13 protein-coding genes and 1 pseudogene are annotated in these 22,710 nt (G+C 73.4%); 5 read left to right on the top strand and 9 right to left on the bottom strand.

What is annotated here, in order from left to right; translation table 11 throughout:
* Positions 1–18: 18 nt before the first annotated feature.
* From ACIPSJ_RS33570 to ACIPSJ_RS33555, 4 genes are all read right to left on the bottom strand, one after another.
* Positions 19–660 (bottom strand): aspartate/glutamate racemase family protein, encoded by a 642-nt coding sequence (locus ACIPSJ_RS33570; RefSeq protein ID WP_401351438.1) that lies wholly within the window; start codon positions 658–660, stop codon positions 19–21.
* Between the two features lie 10 nt (positions 661–670).
* Positions 671–1,015: a GNAT family N-acetyltransferase gene (locus ACIPSJ_RS33565; protein WP_359223004.1), complete on the bottom strand. Its 345-nt coding sequence runs from the start codon at positions 1,013–1,015 to the stop codon at positions 671–673.
* A gap of 20 nt (positions 1,016–1,035) precedes the next feature.
* Positions 1,036–1,455: an aspartate 1-decarboxylase gene (gene panD, locus ACIPSJ_RS33560; RefSeq protein WP_359223002.1), complete on the bottom strand. Its 420-nt coding sequence runs from the start codon at positions 1,453–1,455 to the stop codon at positions 1,036–1,038.
* 166 nt (positions 1,456–1,621) lie between these two features.
* Positions 1,622–2,203, bottom strand: a complete 582-nt coding sequence (locus ACIPSJ_RS33555) for a TetR/AcrR family transcriptional regulator (RefSeq protein WP_359223000.1) — start codon at positions 2,201–2,203, stop codon at positions 1,622–1,624.
* Positions 2,204–2,343: 140 nt separating this feature from the next.
* Between ACIPSJ_RS33555 and ACIPSJ_RS33550 the strand changes: the two genes are divergently transcribed.
* From ACIPSJ_RS33550 to ACIPSJ_RS33535, 4 genes are all read left to right on the top strand, one after another.
* The gene (locus tag ACIPSJ_RS33550) at positions 2,344–3,753 is read left to right on the top strand and encodes a carboxypeptidase regulatory-like domain-containing protein (RefSeq protein ID WP_401351437.1); all 1,410 of its coding nucleotides are present in this window, start codon (positions 2,344–2,346) and stop codon (positions 3,751–3,753) included.
* 108 nt (positions 3,754–3,861) lie between these two features.
* On the top strand, positions 3,862–4,491 hold the full coding sequence (locus ACIPSJ_RS33545; protein ID WP_401351435.1) for a TetR/AcrR family transcriptional regulator: 630 nt from the start codon (positions 3,862–3,864) through the stop codon (positions 4,489–4,491).
* Entirely contained in the window at positions 4,488–5,243 is a 756-nt protein-coding gene (locus ACIPSJ_RS33540) for an SDR family oxidoreductase (RefSeq protein WP_359222996.1), read from the top strand. The genes ACIPSJ_RS33545 and ACIPSJ_RS33540 overlap by 4 nt, the downstream gene beginning before the upstream one ends.
* Before the next feature lie 53 nt (positions 5,244–5,296).
* Positions 5,297–6,175, top strand: a complete 879-nt coding sequence (locus tag ACIPSJ_RS33535) for an ABC transporter substrate-binding protein (protein WP_401351434.1) — start codon at positions 5,297–5,299, stop codon at positions 6,173–6,175.
* A 95-nt stretch (positions 6,176–6,270) separates the two neighbouring features.
* Here ACIPSJ_RS33535 and ACIPSJ_RS33530 read toward each other — a convergent pair whose 3' ends face one another.
* Positions 6,271–7,152 (bottom strand): helix-turn-helix domain-containing protein, encoded by an 882-nt coding sequence (locus ACIPSJ_RS33530; RefSeq protein ID WP_401351433.1) that lies wholly within the window; start codon positions 7,150–7,152, stop codon positions 6,271–6,273.
* 134 nt (positions 7,153–7,286) lie between these two features.
* On the opposite strand from ACIPSJ_RS33530, the gene ACIPSJ_RS33525 reads away from it, so the two are divergent.
* On the top strand, positions 7,287–7,946 hold the full coding sequence (locus tag ACIPSJ_RS33525; protein ID WP_401351431.1) for an SDR family oxidoreductase: 660 nt from the start codon (positions 7,287–7,289) through the stop codon (positions 7,944–7,946).
* A 131-nt stretch (positions 7,947–8,077) separates the two neighbouring features.
* Here the strand turns inward: ACIPSJ_RS33525 and ACIPSJ_RS33520 are convergent, their stop codons facing one another.
* From ACIPSJ_RS33520 to ACIPSJ_RS33505, 4 genes and pseudogenes are all read right to left on the bottom strand, one after another.
* A complete protein-coding gene (locus tag ACIPSJ_RS33520) occupies positions 8,078–8,833 on the bottom strand; it encodes an AAA family ATPase (protein WP_401351429.1) in 756 nt (251 codons plus the stop codon).
* 119 nt (positions 8,834–8,952) lie between these two features.
* Positions 8,953–9,045 (bottom strand): annotated as a pseudogene (locus ACIPSJ_RS33515) (AAA family ATPase); the annotation flags it as partial.
* 72 nt (positions 9,046–9,117) lie between these two features.
* Complete coding sequence (locus ACIPSJ_RS33510) at positions 9,118–16,923, bottom strand: beta-ketoacyl synthase N-terminal-like domain-containing protein (protein WP_401351427.1); 7,806 nt, start codon at positions 16,921–16,923, stop codon at positions 9,118–9,120.
* A 34-nt stretch (positions 16,924–16,957) separates the two neighbouring features.
* On the bottom strand, positions 16,958–22,702 hold the full coding sequence (locus tag ACIPSJ_RS33505; RefSeq protein WP_401351426.1) for an SDR family oxidoreductase: 5,745 nt from the start codon (positions 22,700–22,702) through the stop codon (positions 16,958–16,960).
* Positions 22,703–22,710: the final 8 nt, after the last annotated feature.

Below are 22,710 nucleotides of genomic sequence, written 5' to 3'. Positions count from 1 at the left end.
GACCGGTGGGCCGGGCACTCACGCCGGGCGGACCGCCTTCGCCGCGGTGGCCAGGCCGGGGCGGGGGCTGGACAGGATCGGGACCGTCGTGGTGGTGAGGTCGGCGGCCGGGGTCATGGAGGCCTGGGCGAGGACGATCACGTCGGTGCCGGTGACGGTGTCCGCGGTGGTCGCGACCAGGCGGGCGCAGCCCTCGGTGTCGCCGGCCTCGAAGCGGGTCCAGGCGTCGGGGACGAGCTGGGCGCGGGCGCGGACCGGGCGGTTCGCGCGGCGGGCCTCGTCCTCGATCAGGGCGAGGGTGGGGGCCAGGGTGCTCTCGACGGTCGCGAGGACGGTGACGCGGGGGCCCGCTGCCACCGCGGCGGCGGCCATCGGGCGGTCGCCGCGGACGACCGGTACGGCCACCTCGGCGGCGGCCCGCTCGGCGACCTCGCCGATCGTCGAGCAGGTGCAGAGCACGGCCCGGACATCGGCGTTCGCCGCCGCCCGGCGGAGGGCCGCGGTGACGTCGCCGGCCACCGCCTCGGGGCCCTCGCGGCGGGCCCGGGCCAGGAGTTCCGGTGCCACGAGGTGTCGTAGCTCCAGACCCGGGTGGTGCTCGTCGCGCAGGGCGTCGAAGACGGGGATGTGCAGGGGCGAGGTGTGGAGGAGGGCGAGCATGGGCGGGGCCTCAGAACCGGCCGGGGTGGGCGACCAGCCACTCCTTCGCCGCGCGCAGCAGCTCGGGGTCCGGTGTGGGCGCCACGTCGGGGTGGCGCTCGGCCCACCTGACGACGTACGGGCAGAGCGGGGCCACCGGGGTGTCCTCGCGCTCCGAGATCGCGTACAGCTCACGGGCGAGGGAGCCCGCGATGCCCTTCCCCTCGTGCTCCGGCTCCACGATGGTGTGGACGGGGACGAGGGCCCGGGAGGGCGACTCCAGGACGAAGTACTCGATGTGCCCGACGACCTCGTCGCCGGCGACCGCCTCCAGGCGGCCGGCCGCCCGGTCGTCACGGATCTCGATGTCGCTCATGTCGCCCTCCTGGTCCTCGGTCAGGCCGACACGGCCTGCGGGCTGCGCTGCTGGTCCGACCCCGGTACCGGCTCGGACGGGTCGGCGCCGAGGGCCACGATCCGGTTGCCGTGGTCGACGTGCACGACCCGCGGCCGAAGCGTACGCGCCTCGGCGTCGGTGACCTGAGCGTAGCTGATGATGATCACCAGGTCGCCGGGGTGGACGAGATGGGCGGCCGCCCCGTTGATCCCGACGACCCCCGAGCCCCGCTCCCCCTCGATGACGTACGTCTCCAGCCGGGCGCCGTTGGTGATGTCGACGATGTGGACCAGCTCGCCGGGGAGCAGGTCGGCGGCGTCGAGGAGGTCCACGTCGATGGTCACCGATCCCACGTAGTGCAGGTCGGCCTGGGTGACGGTGGCGCGGTGGATCTTTGACTTGAACATGGTGCGCAGCATTCGCAACTCCCAAAGGACGGCTCCCCGCCAGCTTTCTGCAGGTCAGGGGCGTTCGTCACTGTACATCGGCACGCCTTTGACCCGAAGGCTTTCCGGACGGTCCAGCGGATCGCGAGGGGAGAGACGCACGCCGGCGTCTCCCGGCCGCCCGGGAGCGGCCGGACTGTCACGCCGGACGGGCGCCGGGTTCCGCGACCGCGCTGCTGATGAGGCGGCGGGCGGCCTCGTCGGTACGGGCGATGTCGTGCGTCACCAGGCGGTCCTGGCACAAGCCGCGCAGGCCGGAGACGAGGAGCGTGGCCCCGGCCCGCGCCTGCTGCGGCGAGTGCCCGAGCCTGACGTAGGCCGCGACGATGGGGCCGACCATGACGTCCACGGTCTCGGCCGCGATCTCGCCGTACCGGTCCGGATCGGTGGCGGCCAGGCTGAGCAGCTGCAGCAGCATACGGATCGGCCCTGACTGCTCCCCGACGGTCATCGCTTCCCACAGGGCATGGGCCGCCGCGTGCAGTCCGGCGCTGTCGCTGACGTCGTCGAACATCGCGTGGACATCGGGTCGGCTGGTGGCGAGCGCCTGGGCCAGCAGGTTCTCGCGGCTGCCGAAGTAGTAGAGAAGCATGCGCTTGGTGGTTCCGATCGACTCGGCGAGCGGACTCAACGACATCTGCGCGACACCGTCGCGCTGGAGATGGTGCACCACCTGCTTCAGCAGCTCGGAACGCTTCTCGGCATTGACGGGACGAGGCACGGCTTTGACTGTACCGATCGGTACGAGTATGGTCCAACCGACGTAGACGTACCGATCGGTACATTCATCGAACGACGCCGTCCCGCCGGCCGGGCGCGGACAGCCAGGAGGAGCATCGTGCGACTGGTCGGGGTGGTCCTGTGAAGCACCGGATCGAGCATCCACGAGGCATCTCCGCGGCCAGAGCCCTGGCCGAGACCGTCACCATCCCGGCGGTACTCTTCCTCGGCCTGCTGTTCTGCTTCCCCACGGCCTTTCACCAGCCCCAGCCCGACCACGCGCAACTCGCGATCGCCGGCCGCACAGTGGAACGCAGGGTCGACACCGCTCTGCGGGAGCAGCATCCCGGCCGGTTCGACGTCACCGCCGTGACGGACGCCCGAGCGGCCCGCCAGGCGGTACTGGACCGGGACGCGGTCGCAGGCTTCGCCGCACAGGGCGGACACGCCGTCCTGTATGTGGCCAAGGCCAACGGGGTGGCCCTTGAGCAGGCGCTGACCAAGGGCTTCACCCAGCTCGCGGCGCACAACCACCAGCGGCTCACGGTCACGGACGTGGCACCCACAATGCGCAAGGACGGGTCCGGCACGACCCTGGTGTACTTCGGAATCGCCTGGAACGTCCCCGGCTACATACTCGCCACGACCCTGCTGCGGGCGGTGACCTTCGACCGGCGCAGGAGACTGATGACGGTCGTGGGCGTCGCCGCCCTCTTCAGCGTCACGGGTTTCTACGTCGGAGTGGGGCTGGGCTTCCTCCCCAACGCCCCCGCGGCCCTGGCGATCTCGTTCCTGCTCACCACGGCGGTGGCCACGTTCTCCCTCGGCATGGCACCTTTCGTCAAGCACTTCTTCCCGCTGGTGGGTCTGGGGCTGTACGTCGTACTGAGCGTGCCCTCCAGCGGTCTCGTCCCCGTCCCGCTGCTGCCGAGGTTCTTCCAGGGCCTGCACGCCGTCATGCCGCTGGGCAACGCGGTCGACGGCCTGAGAGGAGTCATGTACTTCAACGATGCGGGGGTGCTGAGGCCCGTCGTCGTGCTGTGCGCGTGGATCATCGCTGGTATGGCGCTGCTGGGCCTCGACGCATGGCGGCACCACCGTGTGGCCGGGCGGCGGGGAGCGGTGGCCGAGCAGGAGGACGTTCCGGAGCCGCCGGTGGAGGACCCGTCCGTGGAGGCGCCCGCGCCGACCGCGCTTCCGGTCCATCCGCACCACTTCGGCGAGCCGTTGCCGATGCTGGAGGGCACTGTCCGCGACCTTGAAAGGCAGCCCGTTCACCGTGCCGCGGTGACCGTCATGGACACCGGCGGCCGGCAGCTGGTGCGGACCACGACGAACTCGCGGGGCGAGTACGCCGTGACCGGCCTGCCCGAGGGCTGTATCAGCGTGGTGGTCTCCCACCCCGGCCGAGATCCGCTGGTCCACCAGAGGTTCCTGCAGTCCGGAGTGGCCGTCCGGGCCGACTTCTCCCTGCGTGACCGGCACAACGGGACGTCGGCTCACGCGGCCCCGCAACGCCTCGATCTCGATCACGCGGGCCACGGATCCTGAGCAGGTGCGGCACCTGCCTTGACAGCGTGCGGAGAGGTGCTCACGATGAAAACTATGGAAACCTATTCCGTTTCAAAAGTTTCCACAGCCGACGAACAACGTGCCGAGGTGATCGTCGAGACGGCCGGCCGGTTGTTCCTGGCACCGGGCTCCGCGCGGGTGAGCATGGACGATCTCGCCCGTGAGCTGGGGATGAGCAAGAAGACGATCTACCGTCACTTCCCGGACAGGAACAGCCTGCTGGCCGCGGTGCTGGACCGGCAGTTCGCGGCGGTGGATCGCACCCTGGTGGCGGCTGCCGAGAACGCTGAAGGGCAGCCGTTCGACGCGCGGGTCCAGCGGTTCCTGATCGCGGCGGGCACCGAGCTCGGGCGGATCGGCGCGGCACAGCTCGCCACGGGGCGCGGCGGCGACGCGATGCTGCGCCGGTACGTGGAACAGCGTGTGGACGCGGTGATCTACCGGCGCATCGACGAGTTGTTCCGGGACGGTCACCGGCGGGGACTGCTGTCGGTGCCGCCCGAGCTGCTCGGTGAGATCACGCGTGGCGCCTTGGAGCGGCTGTTCACCTCCCGGCTGCCGTACGAACTGGAATGGACCGCGGCGGACCTGCTGCGGGCGACCGTCGACACGGTGCTGCACGGGGCGATCCGCTCCGCCGGTCCCGCGCTCGACGGCGAACGACTCGGGACGGTGATTCCGACGGCCCGGGACGACGACGAGGAGGTGAGCCCATGACCGGGACACCCGGCAGGGTGGCACTGGTGACAGGAGCCAGCAGCGGAATCGGCGCGGCCACCGCACGCCTTCTGGCGGTGCGCGGGATGCGCGTCGTCGTCAACTACCTCAGCAACGCCGAGGCGGCCGATGAAGTGGTGGCCGGCATCGAGGCCGCCGGTGGCCGGGCCATGGCCGTGCAGGCCGACGTACGCGAGGTGGCGGCGGTCGAGAGCCTGGTGGAGCGGGTCGGGGCCGCCTGGGGCGGCATCGACGTACTGGTGCACAACGCGCTGATCCCGTACGCGGTCAAGTCGTTCCAGGACATGACATGGGAAGAACTGGGCGGCAAGCTCGACGCCGAGATGCACGCCGCTTTCGCGGTCACCAGGGCTGTTCTGCCCGCCATGACCGAACAGGGCTGGGGACGCATCGTCTACCTCGGTACCGGCCTCAGCCGCCGGCCCCGGAAGGGCATGATCGCGCTGGGGACGTCCAAGGCCGCGCTGGAGCAGTTCGCCCGGTACCTCGCCCAGGAACTGGGACCACAGGGCATCACGGTCAATGTCGTCGCACCCGGCCCGGTGGAGACCCGCACCGCCGATGACGTGCTCGACGACGCGACAAGGCAGCAGCAGGTGGCGGCCACTCCCCTGGGCCGCCTGGCGCACCCGGCGGATGTGGCCCAGGCGGTCGCCTTCTACGCCGCCGAGGACAACGCCTTCATGACGGGCACCACGGCCGCGGTCAACGGCGGAATGGCCATGTACTGACTCCTCGCCGACGCCCCGGCGCACGGCGGTGACACGATCAAGGACAAGCGCTCATGCACACGATCGATCTCGCCTACGTCGGGCGGGGCCTGCACGAGGAACTGGCCGCCTACATCGCCGACCAGGAGAGCTTCTACGCCGACGAGGGCGTCCACGTCTCGCTGCGCGACGGCTGCACGTGGGACGAGGAGCGGTTGCGCCGGTGCGCCACCATCGGGCTCGGCCGGGCGCTGCTGTCCCGACTGACGGACGGCACTCCCTGGGTCGCCCTCAACGTCAACACCCACCGGCCGCTGTTCTGGTTCCTCGCCCGCTCCGGCCTGACCTCCCTGTCCGACCTGGCCGGCCGACGGCTGGCGGTGCACGCCCCGCACACCGCGCCGGGCTGCTTCACCAGGATCGTGCTGCGCCGGGCAGGCCTGGACCCGGACCGTGACATCAAGACCGTCGTCCGCCCGCCCGGCGACTACGGCATGGACCTGCGCCGGCTGCGCGAGGGCGAGATCGACGCCGCCCTGGTCGGCAGCACCATGGCGCCGGAGGCGGTGGCCGCCGAACACGGCTGGAATGTGCCGGCCTGGGTCGGAGACCACTTCCGGATCCCCACCGTGGGCCTGGCCGTCGACCCCACCTACACCGACCCGGACGGCCCCGCGGTCCAGGCCGTCCTCCGGGCGCACCGGCGCGCCCTGAAAGTGATCCACGACGACCCCGACACCACGGTGCGACACATGCGGACGTTCCTCGGCGGGCACACGGCGGACGAGGTCCGCGCTCACTACGAGACGTTCATCGCACCGCATTTCACCATCGACGGCCAAGTCGATCTGCCCACCGGCGACGCCGCGATCAGCGCGGTCGCCGCCGAACTCGGTGTTCCCGCCGTCGTCACCGCGGCCGAGTTCTACGGCAGGGCAACCACCGCGTCCTAGCGGTGGGTTCCGGGACGGCAGCCACCAGCCTCCGCGCGGCCTCTCCCCGCAGAGGGCGATATCCAGGGTGAGGGGCACCAGCGCCTCTCCGAGTGTCAGTGCGTGGTCTGGTTCTGTTCGGTCTCCTGGTCCTGGCCCGCTGCCCAGGAGGCGAGGAGCGACAGGCTGTCGTGCGAGGTCGTGCCCGGTTCGGCGGTGTAGGCGATCATCGTCAGGCCGGGTTCGGCGGCCAGGTGGAGGAGGTCGTAGCGCAGTTCGAGCGCGCCCACGACCGGGTGCTGGAATCGTTTGGTGCCCCGCCCGTGGGCGCGTACGTCGTGGCGGGCCCACAGCTCGCGGAAGGTGTCGCTGCGGGTGGACAGTTCGCCGGCGAGATCGGTGAGAGCGCGGTCCGACGGGCTCGCGCCGGCGGCAGCCCGCAGCTGGGCGGTGAGGTCGTCGGCGACTTCGTCCCAGTCACGCCAGAACTGCGGGGCGCGGGGGTCGAGGAACGTGAAGCGGGCGAGGTTCGGAGCGGTGCGCGCACCGATGGGGAGCACGCTGTACAGGGCGCGGCCGAGGGAGTTGGCGGCGATCATGTCGAGGGTGGGGCTGCGGACCAGCGCGGGGACACCGACGAGGGCGTCCAGGACCGTCTGCAGCTGCGGGGCGATCGCCGCGGGCGAGGTGCGGCGGGGACGGGATGCGGTGGCCGGCCGGCCCGCGCGGGCCAGGTCGACCAGGTGGGCCTGCTCGGCGGCGTCGAGTCGGAGCGCCCGGGCGATGGCCCGCAGGACGCTGTCGGAGGCGTTGGTGAGGGCACCGCGCTCCAGCCGGACGTAGTAGTCGACGCTGAGCCCGGCCAGCGCGGCGACCTCCTCGCGGCGCAGCCCGGGCACCCGGCGCTTGCGTCCGGCCACGGGCAGCCCGACCGACTGGGGGCTGATCCGCGCCCGGCGGGAGGCCAGGAACTCCTGGATCTGGCTGCGCTGGTCCATACCTCCACAGTAAGCACAGGTGAAGCGGTTGAAGAGGGCCTGCCAGTACCCCCTTCGACACGTCCTGCCGCATCGACCGCGCTGTTGGTTGCCTTGAGGCCATGACCAGTAGGACCACGTCTGAAAGGACCGCCATGACTCTCGGAACCGCGGTGATCGTCGGTGTCGGACCCGGCATCGGCCTCGCGATCGCCCGTACGTTCGCCCATGCCGGACACCCGGTCGCCATGCTCGCCCGCGACGCAGTGAAGCTGCGCGCCTACGCCGCCGAGCTGGCCTCCACCGGCCAGGAGGTCCGCGGCTACGCCGCCGACGCCGGCGACCCCGACGACCTGCGTGGCGCGATCCACCGTGCGATCACCGAACTGGGCGCTCCCGACCTGCTCGTGTACAACGCCGGTGTGCGGCGCGAGGACTCCCCCCTCGGCGGTGACGACCAGGACTGGGCCGATGTCACGGCCGTCAATGTTCTGGGCGCCAGGGTCGCGGCCGACGCCGTGCTGCCCGAACTGCGTGGCGGCCGCGGGAGTCTGCTGTTCACGGGCGGCGGCTACGCGCTGTCGCCCTCCAAGGAACACGCGTCCCTGTCCGTCGGCAAGGCCGCACTGCGCGCCTATGTGCACGTGCTCCACGACCAGTTGGCGGGCACAGGGGTGCACGCGACGAGCGTCACGATCACGCGGGACATCGGCGGCGGCGAAGCGCGCTTCGACCCGGCGGTGCTCGCCCAGGCCTACCTCGACCTGCACCAGCAGCCCGCGGGCGCCTGGCAGCCCGAGCTGATGCGGTACTGAATCCTCCCAGGGCCGCTGTGCACCCGGCCTCAGCGCCACCAGCGGCGGGCCGGGTGGCTTGGCGAAGGGGAGCGGCGCGTGTGTGCCTCACCCTGGGTGTCCTGGCAGAGAGCGCCGTCGAGTCGCCTGGTTCACACCTCCTTGGCGAACATGCGGTCCAGGAAGCGGTCAGGGTGATTGACGAACGCGCGGGTCAAAGCGACAGGCTCGGCCTGGTCGTATGGCACCTGCTCGATGGTGCCGTCGGATTCGATCTGCAGGATCCGTGCGCCTGGCATGGCCAGCAGGATCGGCGAATGGGTAGCCACCACGAACTGGCACCCCTGCGCGAGGAGTTCCCGGATCCGGACGATCATCGCCAGGCATCCGTGCACCGACAGAGCCGCCTCCGGTTCGTCCAGCACGTACAGACCGTTCGGGCCGAAACGGTGGTGGAGCAGGTCCAGGAACGACTGGCCGTGGGAGCGTTCGTGCAGAGAACGGCCGCCGTAGGCGCGCAGCAGTTCCCCCGAGCCTTCGTCCAGCCGCTCGATCTCGGTAGCCACGTTGTAAAGGCTTTCGGCGCGCAGGAAGAAACCCGTGCGAGGCCTGCGGTTCCAGCAAACAGTCAGGTGATCACCCAGATCGGACTCGGTGGACCGACTGGCGAACCGGAAGGACCTGGAACCGCCCTCGGCGTTGAACCCGACGGCCGTGGCCAACGCCTCGATCAAGGTGGACTTGCCCGAGCCGTTGTCGCCGACCAGGAAGGTCACCGCGGGGTCCAGATCAAGCCTGTCCATGCCGGCGAGATGGGTGACGACCGGCAGACTGAAGGGGTAGCGGTCGACACCCACAGGCGAATCGAGCGCGACATGGCGGACAAATCCCCGGTCATGGCGGGTCATCGACTGCCCGCTCCGGTCCGGTCCAATGTCGCAGGGTCTGTCGGAGTCATGCCCTGACCATAGATCCAAGCACTGACAGCCCGCCGACCACCGGCCCCTCCCAGCCGATGGGCTCGGCCCGCGGTGTTCCGCACGGCGCGGACCCTGGTCCGGGCGAGCCGGTAGGAATCGGCCCCGGTCTCGATGACGGTGCCATTGAAGGTGAGCCGGTCGCCGCGGGTATGGCTCTGAGCTGCAGAAACGCGCAAACGTCAGATCTTGGACGTGAACATGGTGGGCGGCATTCAGCGCTCACGAGGAGTGGCGTCCCTCACCTCGATCTCGTCGCCCCTCTCCCCCGTCTCGCGGACCGCGACCGCGTAGGTCGTGGTCGGTCGGTCGGTGGGCCGGCCGGTCCTGAGGCCGGGGCTGAGCGAGACGGCCGAGGGGTGGATCCGGGCGCGGCGGGCGATGTGGTCCTGGACCGCGATCCGGATCAGCCGGTCGCGGGCGCCGGTTCCCGGAGGGAGGGCGTAGAGGTCGTTCACCGTGCCCGGCAGCCAGTCGAAGCGATCGACGTCCTGCGCCGACAGCCGGGTCACCCCGTGCTCGGTCGTGGACAGACCGAGCCCGTCGGCGTAGCGGCGGTCCCGGAGGAAGGCGCGGCGCGGCAGCGGGTCGGCGGCGGCCACCCGTCCCTTCGGGAGGAGGATCTCCACCAGCCGGAAGGATGCCAGCAGGCGGTCCGCGCAGGAGAGTTGGACGTCGAACACGGGCAGCCGGCGGGCGCCGTCGTCGAAGCCGGCGAAGCGGGCCGCCACGTGTACCTCTCCGGTGGCCGGGATCGGTGCGTGGAGGTCGAACGAGGCGATGCGGTGCGGGAACGCGGCCATGTCCGGGCCGATCGCGGAGGACCAGCGGTCGAGGCGGTCGTGCGGGATCACATGCAGCGCCGCGTCCAGCAGGCCCGGGTGCAGCAGACCGTACGGGACCGAGCCGCGGCCCGCGTCCAGGACTCCCGAGGCCGCGCCGGGCACCTCCCGTGCGGCGACCAGGTACTGAAAGGCGGGGCCGTGGAAGAGGGTCCCGGCGGTGTAGGGGTCGGCCGCGGGGCCGGCTTCCTCGCCGAGCGGGGCGAAGGGGGTGGGCGGGGCGTCGCTCCGGGCGCCGACCACGACCGTGGCGGTCGCCGCGGGCTCGAAACGGGAGAGGGCGGGGGTCGCCGCCTCGCGCCAGGCCAGCAGCGTCACGGCCGGTCCGCCCTTGCCGGGAGTGACCTCGGTGCGCAGGCGGACCGGTTCCGCGGCCCGGATCCAGCGGTGCAGGCGGACGTCCCGCAGGGCCACGACAGGCCGCCCGGTGTACTCCTGGGCCGCCCTGGCGAGGAGATCGAGGGTGCACATGCCCGGCAGGGTCGGCACCGTCCAGGTCGGGCGGTGGTCGGCCAGCCAGGTGTCGACGGCGGGGTCGAGCACCGTCTCGGCGGCGGACGGGCCGTCCGGGAGAGCGACGGGGACGGCCGCGCGCGGGCCCGGCGAGGCATGGGTGGTACGGGACGCGTGGGGTGCGTCGTCGTCCACCACGCGTATGCCCAGGTCCCGCACGTGGTAGATGCGGGTCCCGTCGACCCACAGCCAGGCCTCGGCCACGGCGAAGTCGGCTCCCCGCTCCCGGATCTCCAGCTCCACCGTGACCCGCTCGTTCGCCGGGACGACCTGCCCTCGGTACGTCCACGCCAACGGGCGGTCGGCGGTGAGGAGTTCGAAGCGGGGACGTCGTAGCCCGGCGGTGGCGCCCGTCTCGATCAGATAGGTCCGCAGGAGCCGGTACATCGCCTCGACGCCGAGCGAGCCGGGCTGCACCGGGTCCGTGAAGAAGTGCGCCTTGAAGAACCACTCCCCCGGGTCGACGTCCTTCTCGGCGCGCAGCCGACCCAGACCGGCCGCCCCGCCGTCCGGCCAGAAGCCGGTCACCCGGTCCAGCACGCGCAACATCGGGCCCGTCGCCGACACCGGTTCGAGGACCGGTGCGCCCGGCTCGTCGAGGCGGGAACGTTCGGTTGCCGTCGTCGGCAGTCCGGCCTGGTCCGCGAAGGCTTCGGGCGGGAAGAAGCCGAAGACGGTCGTGGACCGGAACACCGGGCGGCCGTCCGCCGCGCATTCCACGTCGAAGGAGACGATCACCATGTCGCCGTCGCGGGAGATCTCCCGCAGTTCGGCACGGGTGCGCACGGTGGCGGTGTCCGGGCCGATCGACCCGCTGACGGTGGCGGACCCGTCGAGGTTGCGGAACAGCAGGTCCCGCTCCGAGGCCAGGGCACAGCCCACGTAGGAGGCGAGCCAGCCGCACGGTTGCAGGGCGATCTCCATCAGCACGGCGGTGGGCAGCACGGGAGAGTCGTTCTGCTCGAAGTACCAGCCGTCCGCCCGGAGATCGTATTCCGCGACGACGGCCACACCGGCGCGCATGGCCCCGGGCGGGCCGTCGACGGAGACGATCCGGGTGACGAAGTGGTACGGCGGTCCCGGCAGCCGGGGGACGCGGCGGGCGTCCTGCGCCGGGCCGTACAGCTCCGGGAACGCCTCCGAAGGGCGGCCCCAGGCACTGGCCAGCAGGGCGGGTTCGGGCCGCGCCGTCCCGGTGAGTTCGCGAGCGCCCGTCGCCGACCGGTGGGCCAGCGGCCAGTCCGGCACCAGGCGTACGGCCAGGCCCCGGGCGAGGAACGCCTTCACCCCGTCGACCGTGCACAGGACGTCGGCGACCAGGGTCGGCTCGCCGCCGTCGGCCAGTTCGCGGACGAACACCTCGTAGGTCAGCAGGCGGCTCGACGGGGTGACCTGGCCTCGGCACAGCATGGGGGAGGCGGTGCCGGGGACGGGTTCGAAACGTCCGCCGTCACGGTCGACGGTGAGGCCGAGCGCGGCCAGGTAGAAGGACATCGCCTGGAAGCAGCCCTCCAGCATGAGGGTGCCCGGCATGCAGGGGTCGTTCTTGAAGTGACCCGCGAAGAACCAGTCGTCGGGGGCGACGGGGGTCTCGGCGCGCAGGTAGCCACGCTGCCAGGGGCCGCCCGCGGGGTCGAGTTCGGTCACCTCGCCGAGCAGCAGCATGCGGCCGTCGGCGATACGCGGCGTACGGACGTGCGCGAGGGTGGCGCGCAGCCCCGGGCCGAAGCAGTGGTAGGGACGGCCGTCGGCGAAGGCGCGGACCGCCCGCCGGTCGAAGGCGCGGCCGGCGGCGGGCAGCCGGGGAGGCGGCGGGCCGGCCGGGGCGTCGGCCTCCGGGTCCCACAACACACCGCCGGTGCCTGCCAGTTCCGCGTCCGTGAAGAAGCCCGCCTGACCGTCGCGGACGGTCAGGCGCAGTTCGTCGCCGACATGGCAGTCGTACTCGAAGAAGAACAGCCGGACACCGTCGTGTTCGCCGTGGCCGACGATGCGGATCTCGAAACGGAGGGTCTCACCGGGGGCGGGCGGGCTGCCGTGGAAGGTCAGCTCGCAGCCCAGCAGGCGGTACACGCGGTCGCCCGCGTGCCCGTTCAGGTCGGCGCCGAGCCAGCTGATGAGCAGCAGGTCCGCCTGGCCCGCCTCCACCATGAGCCCGGCGGGCATCCGGCCGCTGGGGTCCAGGTACCAGCTGTCCGGCCGCACGTCCGTCTCGGTCCAGACGGTGCCGGTGCCCATGGAGGCGGGCACCGCGTCGATACCGGTGACGCGGTCGGCGAGCAGCATGGGCGGCTGCGGCATCCGGGTCTGTCGGGGGTGGTCGTCCTGCGGCGCGAACCGCGGGCCGAAGAGGTCGGAGACGCGGCCGGTGGCGAGATGTTCCAGCTGTTCGCGGGTGAAGCGGGGGCCCGGGCGGTGCGCGGGAGCCGGCGGCTGTACGAGGGCGGGCGGCTGGACGGGGGTGGGAGCACCGTGGCGCAGGAGGGTCTCCGCGCGGTGCCGCATGGCCAGGAAGTGCTGGTGCACCTCTGCCTGGTGGGCCATGTACTCCTCGAACGCGGAGGCGAGTCCCCGCTGGTGAGCTGTGGTTGCTGCCAGGAGAGGAGTCAGGGGGGTGTCGGCGACGGCCGTGGGAGCCACCGGAGCGGGAGCGGGCGGAGCGGCGGAGGTCGCGAGGACCGCAGCAGCCGGGGCCGCGGGGCCGACGGCGGCCGGAACAGCCGGGTGGGCCGGGCCCGCGACGGCCGAAGCGGCGGGGGCGGCGAGGACGGTGGGCAGAGTCGCGGGGAGCATGGGCGCGCGGGGCATCTCCTGGGAGCCGGTGGCGGACCGTTGGGGGGCGGGCGCCACCGGCGGGACGGGCGGCAGCCGGGGCGCCCGGGGCATCACCTCGCCGTCCGTTGCCTCCGGTGAGGCCGGTGCGTCCGGTGAGGCTGGTGCGTCCGGTGAGGCCGGTGCCGTCGGCGGGCCGATGCGGACGGCGGGTGGGTGGGCCGGGAAGGTGAGCCGTGGGGTGTCCGGGCGGCGGCGGGCGGGGACGGCGGCGAGGTGGCCGAAGAGCGCGTCCGCGGCCAAGGGGACGCCCGCGGCGACGAGTTCGGCGGCCGTGCGGACGAGTCGGCGGATGTCCTGGCCCTCGGACGCGTCCAGTGGTACCGCGAGGTGGTCGCGGTCGCCGAGGATGCGGTCGATCCAGCCGGTGCACAGGCCGCGCGGGCCGTGTTCGACGAAGACCCGGACCCCGTCGGCGTAGGCGTTCTCCACCATGCGTTCGAAGTCGATGGTGCCGACGGCCTGTTCGGTGAGCGCGTCGGCCGCGGACTCGGCCGTCGGGGTGTACCGGGCACCGGCCGCGCCCGTGTGGAAACGGACGCCAGGAACCTCGTGCGTCGGCCGCAGGTGAAGCCGCCGCCACTCCTCACGTACCTCCTCCACCTCGGGGGCGTGGACGGCGATCTCGTAGTCGAGCCGGATGGCATGCCCCGTGGGCAGGGCGGCCAGCAGCCGCTCGCACTCCTTCTCCTCGCCGCCGACCACACACACGTCGGGCGCGTTCACGGCCATCAGGTGCACGGCCCTGCTGTCGCCGAGCAGTTCGCGTACGGCGGCCACCGGGGCGTTGACGATGTGACTCGCCCACCGGTCCCCCCGGACCCCGGCCTTGGCCCAGGCGCGACGGACCGCTTCGAGCCCGCCGACCACCCCGTCGGTGAAGACCGGCGAGCGGCGCAGATCGGCGACGAAGGCGCGGACGTCCCGCCAGGCACCCATGGAGACCAGTGCCGCAGACTCGCCCGAGGAGTAGCCGAGTACGGCGGCCGGTGCGAGGCCGAGCAGCCCGCGGGTGATCTCGGTGTGGAACTGGGCGAGCAGAGCCGCGCCCCAGATCTGGTCGAGGACATGACCGTGCGCCGGACGGCCGGCGTCGGCGGCGCTCCGGTAGGCCCAGCCGACGGTGTCCGCCAGCGGGCCGCAACGGGACTCCAGCCGGGCGGTGACGGCGGGGAACGCGCGCATGAGGTCGCGTCCCATGCCCGGGTAGGCCGCCGAGCCGTTCGTGTAGACGAAGGCGACCTCGCCGTCGAGGGGCCGGTCGCGGTAGGCCACGCCGTCGGGGCGGATGCGCTCACCGTTCAGCCAGCACCGGGCGGCGTCCGCGCGGGCGGCGTGCTGTTCGGGGCTCGCGGCGACGATGACCAGGCGGGCGGGGCCGGTGTCGGACTCGTGTCCGGCCGCGAGGGCGGCGAGGGTGCCGGCCAGGTCCGCGCCGGAGTAGACGTGCAGCCGGGGTGCGGGTTCGGCAAGCCAGGGGGCGCCGTCCGTGTCGTCCACGGCGCGCAGCCGGGCGCGGGCGGGCGCGGCGTCGAGGGTGGTGACCACGACGGAGGCGGTCCGGATACCGGGGGCGGGGACGGCCGGTTCGCCGACGGCACCCGGCAGGGCGCGGTGGTGCAGCGCGAGGGCGGCGCAGGCGACCCCGAGCAGGCCGGTGGCGGCGTGCGGGGCGCCGAAGAGGGCGGCGGGGTCGAAGGTACGGGGGCCGGTGGGCGCGCCGACGGTCAGGTCGGCGGGGTCCGGGGTGTCCTCGGTCAGGAGTGCCAGCACGGGGTCGTCGTCGTGGCGGGCGTCGCTCAGGCGCTTGAGCACCAGGGCGACGGCCGCGTCCCCGGCCGGACGGTCGATGCCGAGTTCGGCGAGCGCTGCCCGGTGCACGGGCTCGTGCGAGAGGTCCACGGCACCGATCACGGCGGCGTCCGCCTCACCGGTGGCCAGGGCCCGGGCGGCGAGGTGCAGGGCCACCAGTCCGGAGGCCTCCTCGGCGCTGACCGTGAAGCTCGGTCCGCGCAGGTCGAGTTGGGCGTTGAGGCGGTTGGCGACGACGTTGGGCATGGTGCCGAGCACGGTGGCCGCGTCCAGCGGTGGCGCGAAGGCGTCGGCGGTCCGACTCCCGGCGCGGGCACGGGCGTTGTGCCGGGCGACCTCGGGGTCGCAGCCCATGCCGACCAGCACCATGGTCCGTTCGGCGGGCAGGTCGGTTCCGTGCACCGCCTCTCGCGCGGCCTCCATCACGAGCAACTGCTGGGCGTGGGCGCGCTCCAGGTCGTGGGGCGGGAAGCGGAGACCGGTCAGCTCCACGTCGACGGTGGCGCGGGGCCCGGCGGCGGGGGTACCGGTGAGCAGGGCATGGGTGAGGTCGTGGACGCCGTGTCCGTCACCGACCCGGGCACCGATCGCGACGACGGCCACGGGATCGGTTTCCGGGTCCGGGGCCGCGTCCGGGCACGGGGACGTGCGGGACGGGTGTGTCACGAGCGGGCGCGCGGTCCGGGACGGGTGTGTCACGAGCGGGGCGGTCCGGGCGGGGGTGTCCGCCCGTCCTTCCCACGCGTCGACGACCAGATGCGCGTTGTTCCCGCCGAACCCGAACGCGCTCACGGCCGCCCGGCGCGGCCCCTCCCAGGACTCGTTCCGCCGCAGCAGCCGCAGCGGGGTGCCGTCCAGGGCGTCGGTCGGCTCGTCGACGCCGACGGTCGCCGGGCGGATGCCGGTCCGCATCGCGCCGAGCACCTTCAGGAGCCCGGCGAGCCCGGCCGCCGTCACAGGGTGGCCGAGGTTGGACTTGACCGACCCGACGGGCAGGCCGTCGCAGCCGTCGAACACCCGGCTCATGGACCGGATCTCGACGGCGTCGCCGACCTGGGTGCCGGTCGCGTGGCACTCGGTCAGCGACACCGTGCGCGGATCGAGCCCCGCCGACGCGTAGGCCGCCCGCATGGCACGGACCTGGCCGTCCTCGGCGGGCGTGAGCAGCCCGCCCGTACGGCCGTCGTTGGAGAGGCCGATGCCCCGGATCACTCCGAGGACCGGCCGGTCCTGGGCCACGGCGTCCGGCAGGCGCATCAGGGCGACGCAGGCCGCGCCCTCGGCCGGTACCAGCCCGTCGGCGCCGCGGTGGAAGGGCCGGCTGCGGCCGGTGCGGCTCATCGCCGACAGGGCGCGGAAGCCGAGGTGGAGGAAGAGGTCGTCGGCGCGGTTGACGGCGCCCGCCAGCATCAGGTCGGCGGTGCCGTCGTGCAGCCGGTCGCAGGCGAGCTTGACGGCGTACAGCGCGGAGGCGCAGGCGGCGTCCAGTGCGTGGGCGCCCGCGCCCAGGCCCAGGGCCCGCGCCGCGAGGTGGGCGGGCAGGCCGGAGGAGAAGCGGTTGCGGGGATCGGGGCGCGGGCCGTCGGACGCGCCCCACAACTCCCTTATCTCCGACGATTGTTGGGCCCGCCACACCTGCTCGGCGTACCGGGCGTGTCCGGCGGTCGGGAAGGACAGGTTGCCGAGGACGAGCCCGGCCCGGGGCAGCGGGCCGCCGTTTTCGTGCCCGCTGCTGCGGAGCGCCTCGCGTGCGCTGTGCAGGGTCCACCGGAACACCGGGTCGAGGCCGGTGATCCGCTCGGGTCCGAGCAGGTAGGCGTCGGCGTCGAAGACGGAGTCGAAGTCCCGTACGTAGCCGCCCGGTCCGCTGTGTCCGCGGCCCTCGGGGGCGGTCGACAGGCTCACCCGGCCGGCCTCGATGTTCGCCCAGAAGGCAGCGGGGTCGAGCGCGCCGGGCCATACGCAGCCCTGTCCGACGACGGCGATCGGTTCGAATCGCCGCGGGGGTGGTGTGAGTCGCATGGTGTGTGCTGTCTCGCTCTCCGGTGGCGGCCGGTCAGGAGGGGCGCAGGACGAGGGTCACGCCGAGCAGTTCGGCGCGTACGGTGCCGTCCTCGTCGAGAAGACCGAGGTCGCATCGGGCGCTGTCGTCCCGGACGTCCACCTTCCGGACCAGGCAGCGGACCGGACCGGTGGCCGGCCCGGTGCGATGCGGCCGGAACGCGTCGGCGGACATCGGCAGCGTCGCCCCGCCGAGCGCCGACTCCGCCCACAGCACGGCCAGTTGGAGTCCGCCGTCGATGACGGCCGGGTCGGTCCACCACGGCCGTCCGGCGTCCCAGCCCAGTTCGAGCAGCCCGCTCAGGGTGCCCGACGCCCCGCTGGGCGAGATTCCGTCGATCGAGCGCAGGGCCTGGAAGCGGGGGCCGTGGAAGAGGACCCGGCCGTCGTAGATCTCGGCACGCTGCACGGGCCGCAGATCGGCCGGTGCGGTCCAGGCCGTGGGCTCGGAGGCCGCCGCGGCCTCGGCGCTGTAGTGGGCCACGCCGGTGGCACCGAGGAGGCGGAGCGAGTCGTCGTGCCGCCGCTCCACGGCGAGGCGGTGGCCGGTGCCGGCCAGGTCGTCCAGGGCCACCCTGCGCAGCACGTTCACGTTCCGCAGCCCGGTCCCCGCAGCGCCGGTGAACCATTCCAGGGCCATGGCCAGGGGCAGCACGGGGGTACCGGCGATGGAGTGGTCGAGCAGGTGGGGATGGGAGCCGGCGGTCAGCCGTACCGAGGGCGCCGTCCCGCCGCGCGCCGGGCCGGCGAAGGCCTCGGCCGCGCCCCGGCCCGCCACCACGACCTGGGTGTCGGGGCCGGGGGCCGTGAAGAGTCGTACGAAGGCCCGCGCGCCCGCGTCCACCGGGATCGGCTCGATGCCCTGGCCGCGGAAGTGCTCCTCCAGCTCGGGCCCGACCATGCCGCCCTGCCAGGGGCCCCAGGCGATCGCGCTCACCCGGCACCCCGGCCGGGCGGCCCGTTCGGCGAGGGCGACCTGGTTGAGCACCTCGTTCGCCATGGCGTAGTCGCTCTGGCCCGCGTTGCCGTGGCGGGCGGCGACCGACGAGAACACGCACAGCGCGTCGAGCGGGTCGTCGGCGGTGGCGGCGAGCAGTGCCCGCAGTCCCCGGGCCTTGGTGTCGAAGACGCGGTCGAAATCGGCGTCGGTCTTGTCGCCGAGCCGCTTGTCCGCGAGCACTCCGGCGCCGTGCACGATCCCGGTGACCGGCCCCCATTCCTCGCGGATCTCGTCCAGGGCCCCGGCCAGGGCCGTCTCGTCCCGTACGTCCACGGCGAGGTAGCGGACCTTGGAACCGGCCTCCTCCAACGCGGCCAGCGTGGCCCGCACTTCACGGGCGGCCAGTACCGCCGCCACGGTGGCGCGCACCTCGGCGGGGCTGCCGCCGCCCCGCTCGATCACCGCGCGCCGGAGCGCCGGCTCGTCGGCCGCTCCACGCAGGTCGGCGGGTTCGTCGTCCAGGGGGCTGCGGCCGAGCAGCGCGATACGTGGCTGGTGGGCGCGGGCGAGGGCCAGCAGCGAGGCCGCGGTGACCCCGCGCGCCCCGCCGGTCGCGACGATCACCGAGTCGGGTCCGACGGTCCCGTCCTCCGCGCCGGACTCGCCCGGTCCGGTGATCTCGACATCGCGGAGCGTCAGCCGGGTGCCGTCGGCGCGCAGCCCGACGTCCACGGTGTCCCCGCCGGTGAGCAGTTCCCGTACGACGGCCTCGGCGACGGCCTCCACCGTACGGCCCTCGCGTGCGCAGTCGATCGCCTTGGCCGAGACGCCGGGCCACTCCCGGGCGGCGGTCCGGGTGAGCGCGGCGAGCCCGCCCGCCCAGGCCCCGGTCCCGGCACGGCCACCGGTGCCGAAGTCCCCGCCGGTGTCCTGCACGGTGACGAACACGCCGGTGCCGTTCTCGAAGCGGGGCGCCACGGTCCGGGCGGCGCGGAACGCCGCGTGGTGGACGGCGAGCGCGTCGTCGGGTGTCGCCGTCCCCTGCGGTCCGCCGAGGAAGACGACACCGTGGGCGTCGTCCGGTACCTCGGTGACGACCGTGGCCGACAGGCCGTGGCCGGTCAGGAGCCGGACGATGTGCGGGGCGACGCCCGTGCCGTCGTCCGTGACGGCCAGCGTCCCGCCGTCCAGTCCGGCCGGTTCCAGGCCGGACGCGGGGGCTGGAACGGCTCGTACGGCGTGGTGGGCCAGGGGAACGGGGGTGGGGATGGGGGCGGAGGCGGGGGCGTCGGGAGTGGGCCGGGGAGCCTCGGGAGCGTCGCCGTCGCGCAGCTTGCCGACGATGTCCCCGACCGTCCGCAGCCGGCCCAGCTCCGAGGTCTCCACGGCGGGCAGGTCCGGCGCCTCGGTCCGCAGCGCCGACAGGATCTGCACCCGCTTGATCGAATCGACCCCGAGGTCCGCCTCCAGGTCCATGTCCGATGCCAGCATCTCCACCGGGTAGCCGGTCTTGTCGGCCACGATCGACAGGAGCAGGTCCTCCAGGTCGACGGCAGGAGCGGCGGCGGGGGCCGGAGCGGGTGGCGGAGCGATCGGGGTCACGTCCACGGCAGGGGGCGCGGGGACGAAGGCGGGAACAGGTACAGGTACGGCTACCGGGACCCCTGAGACCGGTGCGGGGACCGGTGCCGGGGCCGGATACACACCGCCGCCGTACGAGCCCTCGAAGGCGCGGAGGAACGCCAAGTGGCTCTCCGCCATGAGCCGTTGGTAGGTCGCATGGGCGTCGGCGGCCTGCTGCTGATAGCGGGCGTGCGCTTCGGCGGTCTGCTGCTGGGCGGCCACGACGGGGTGTGCCGCCGACACCGCGGCGGGTACGACGGCTGCCGGGACCTGCGCCGGGACCGGAGCCGGGACCGGGTTCGGCGGCGGGAGTTCGGACGCGCCGCCCGCCGGGGGGTAGGGGCGCCCGTGGTTGGTGCCCTGGATCGGGGTGGTCATCTGGGGCCTCCGGCCGGTCGCTTCTGCCGCTTGTGCACGGTCGTCGATGTCGTACGGCGCCCACAGCGCCGCGAAGTCCACTTCCAGCCCCCGCAGGGCCAGGCGGCCCAGCGCGTCGTGCAGGCTGGTCAGGCCGTTGCGGCCCTTGGCGTCGAGGCTCACGGCGAGGTGCGGCCGGTCGCCGAGGATCTCACCGGTCAGCCGGGTGAGCACGGCACCGGCCCCGACCTCGACGAAGGTGCGGACGCCGGCGGCGTACATGGCCTCGATCTGCTCGGCGAACCGCACCGGCCGGGCCAGGTGTTCGGCGACGCGGTGCCGGATCGCGTCCGGGTCGGCCGGGTAGCGGTCCGCGTCGGTGTTGCCGTACACCTCCGACCGGGCTTCGGCGAAGGGCAGTTCGCGCAGGAAGTCCAGGAAGGGCCCGCCGGCCGGTGCCACCAGCGGACTGTGGAAGCCGGTGGCGGCGTGCAGCCGCTTCGCGGTGAGCCCGGCGGCGAAGAGCCCGCGCTCGGCCGCTTCGATCGCCTCCTCGGTGCCCGAGAGGACCGTCTGCCGGGGGCTGTTGTGGTTGGCGACCCAGAGCCCGGCCGGGAACGGAGTGGGCAGCGCGGCCTCGATCTCGTCGGCCGAGCCCGCCACCGCGAGCATCGCGCCGGCTGTCGCCGCCGCGTCGCGCATCAGCTCACCGCGTCTGCGCGCCATCCGGACCAGGGTGTCCGCGTCGAAGACGCCGGCCGCGTGCAGCGCGGTCAGCTCGCCGAAGCTGTGCCCGGCGAGGCAGTCGGCCCGGACGCCGACCGCGTCGAGGACCGACAGCAGCGCCAGACTCTGCACGGCGAGGGCGGGTTGGGCCCACTCGGTCTCGGTCAGGAGGGCCTGCTGGGCCGCGCGGTCGGCGTCGTCGAAGACCGGGGCGGGGAAGACGACCCGGTGCAGCGGGCGGTCCCCGACCGGAAGGCCCGCCGCCCGGTCCCAGGCGGCCTGCGCCTGCGGGAGGTGCATGGTCACGTCGGCGCCCATGCCGACGTACTGGCTGCCCTGCCCGGAGAAGAGGAAGGCGACCCGGCCGGGGGCGGTGGGGCCGGTCGCGTAGTGGATGCCGTCGGGTGTGGAGAAGCCGGTCCCCTTGACGACGAGCGCGGCCGCCTGGCGCAGCTTGTCGGCGAGGTCGGCCGTGCTCTCGGCGGTGACGGCGAGCCGATGAGGCCGTGCGGAGTCGAAGGCGAGTTGTGCCCCGAGGGCGACGACAGGCAAGTCCCTTGCCTCGGTGGCGAGTTGCTCCATGCCCGCCAGCAACTCCGCCGTGGAGTCGGCGGCCAGCAGGACCAGTTCCGTGGGAGCGGTACGCAGCAGCGGGGCGCGTCGGGCCGCGCTCCCCTCCCCCGGGTCCCCCGGGACGTACTCCTCCAGGGTGAGGTGGAAGTTGCTGCCGCCGAAGCCGAAGCTGGAGACGGCGGCCCGGCGCGGGTGGGACGGGTCGCGTACCCAGGGGCGGGCCTCGGTGTTGAGGTAGAGGGGCCCGCTGCCGAGGTCGAGTCTCGGGTGGGGGCGTTCGACCTTGATGGTGGGCGGCAGCACCCGGTGGTGCACGGCCAGGGCCGCCTTGAGCAGGCCGGCCGCACCGGCGGCGGACTTGGTGTGGCCGATCTGCGACTTGACGGAGCCGAGCGCGCACCAGGGGCCGTCCTGGCGGCCGGTCTCGCCGAGCACCTCGCGCAGTCCGGTGTACTCGGCGAGGTCCCCGGCCCGGGTGCCGGTGCCGTGCGCCTCGACGAGCTCGACGGTGTCGGGGCCGTAGCCCGCGGACTCGTAGGCCCGCCGGACGGCCCGGGCCTGGCCCTCCGGCAGCGGGGCGTAGACGGCGGTGGCGCGGCCGTCGGAGGAGCTGCCGATGCCGCGCAGCACGGCGTAGATCCGGTCGCCGTCGCGCTCGGCGTCGGTCAGCCGCTTCAGGGCGAGCATGACGAGGCCCTCGCCGAGGACGGTGCCGTCGGCCGCGTCGGAGAAGGGGCGGCAGTCGCCGGTCGGGGACAGCGCCGGCGTCTTCGAGAAGCACATGTACATGACGATGTCGTTGAGGGTGTCGACCCCGCCCGCGATCGCCATGTCGGCCTTGCCGAGGGCGAGTTCGTTGACGGCGGCGGACAGCGCGGCGAGCGAGCTGGCGCAGGCCGCGTCCGTGGTGTGGTTGGTGCCGTGCAGGTCGAACTTGTTGGCGATGCGTCCGGCCACCACGTTGCTGAGCAGTCCGGGGAAGGTCGCCTCCTGCCAGGGCACGTAGTGACCGGCGATGCGCTCGCAGATGGCCTGGGCGTCCGGCTCGGGCACGCCGTGCTCCCGCAACGCCTTGAGCCAGACGGGGCGTTGCAGCCGGTTGGACATGCTGTAGAGCAGTTCCAGCGCGCCGGTGCCGAGCATCACGCTGACCCGGTCGCGGTCCAGGACCGTCAGGTCGCCGCCGGTGGCGTCGGTCAGCACCTGGTCGGCGACCATCAGGGCGAGCAGCTGGGAGGTGTCGGTCGCCTCCAGGGTGTTGGGGGGCACGCCGTAGGTGAGGGCGGGGAAGTCGACGGGGTCGAGGAAGGCTCCGCGGCGGCCGTAGGTGCGGTCGGGGGCGGCGGGGTCCGGGTCGTAGTAGTCCTCGACGAGCCAGTGGGTGGGCGGTACGTCCGTGATCAGGTCCCGCCCGGTCACGACGGTGCGCCAGAAGCCGGCGACGTCGGGCGAGCCGGGCAGCAGTGCTCCGGCGCCGACGATGGCGATGGGTGTCTGCGCGGGGCGATGGGGTTCGGGCATCGTTTCCA

The organism is Streptomyces sp. NPDC090088 (genome assembly GCF_044747345.1).
Taxonomy (GTDB): domain Bacteria; phylum Actinomycetota; class Actinomycetes; order Streptomycetales; family Streptomycetaceae; genus Streptomyces.
This window is presented reverse-complemented; position numbering and strand designations above follow the sequence as displayed.

Bases quoted from the DNA above. Each gene is read 5' to 3' on its own strand.
- ACIPSJ_RS33570 (WP_401351438.1), bottom strand. From the start codon at position 660: ATGCTCGCCCTCCTCCACACCTCGCCCCTGCACATCCCCGTCTTCGAC.
- ACIPSJ_RS33565 (WP_359223004.1), bottom strand. From the start codon at position 1,015: ATGAGCGACATCGAGATCCGTGACGACCGGGCGGCCGGCCGCCTGGAG.
- panD (WP_359223002.1), bottom strand. From the start codon at position 1,455: ATGCTGCGCACCATGTTCAAGTCAAAGATCCACCGCGCCACCGTCACC.
- ACIPSJ_RS33540 (WP_359222996.1), top strand. From the start codon at position 4,488: ATGACCGGGACACCCGGCAGGGTGGCACTGGTGACAGGAGCCAGCAGC.
- ACIPSJ_RS33535 (WP_401351434.1), top strand. From the start codon at position 5,297: ATGCACACGATCGATCTCGCCTACGTCGGGCGGGGCCTGCACGAGGAA.
- ACIPSJ_RS33530 (WP_401351433.1), bottom strand. From the start codon at position 7,152: ATGGACCAGCGCAGCCAGATCCAGGAGTTCCTGGCCTCCCGCCGGGCG.
- ACIPSJ_RS33525 (WP_401351431.1), top strand. From the start codon at position 7,287: ATGACTCTCGGAACCGCGGTGATCGTCGGTGTCGGACCCGGCATCGGC.
- ACIPSJ_RS33520 (WP_401351429.1), bottom strand. From the start codon at position 8,833: ATGACCCGCCATGACCGGGGATTTGTCCGCCATGTCGCGCTCGATTCG.
- ACIPSJ_RS33510 (WP_401351427.1), bottom strand. From the start codon at position 16,923: ATGCGACTCACACCACCCCCGCGGCGATTCGAACCGATCGCCGTCGTC.
- ACIPSJ_RS33505 (WP_401351426.1), bottom strand. From the start codon at position 22,702: ATGCCCGAACCCCATCGCCCCGCGCAGACACCCATCGCCATCGTCGGC.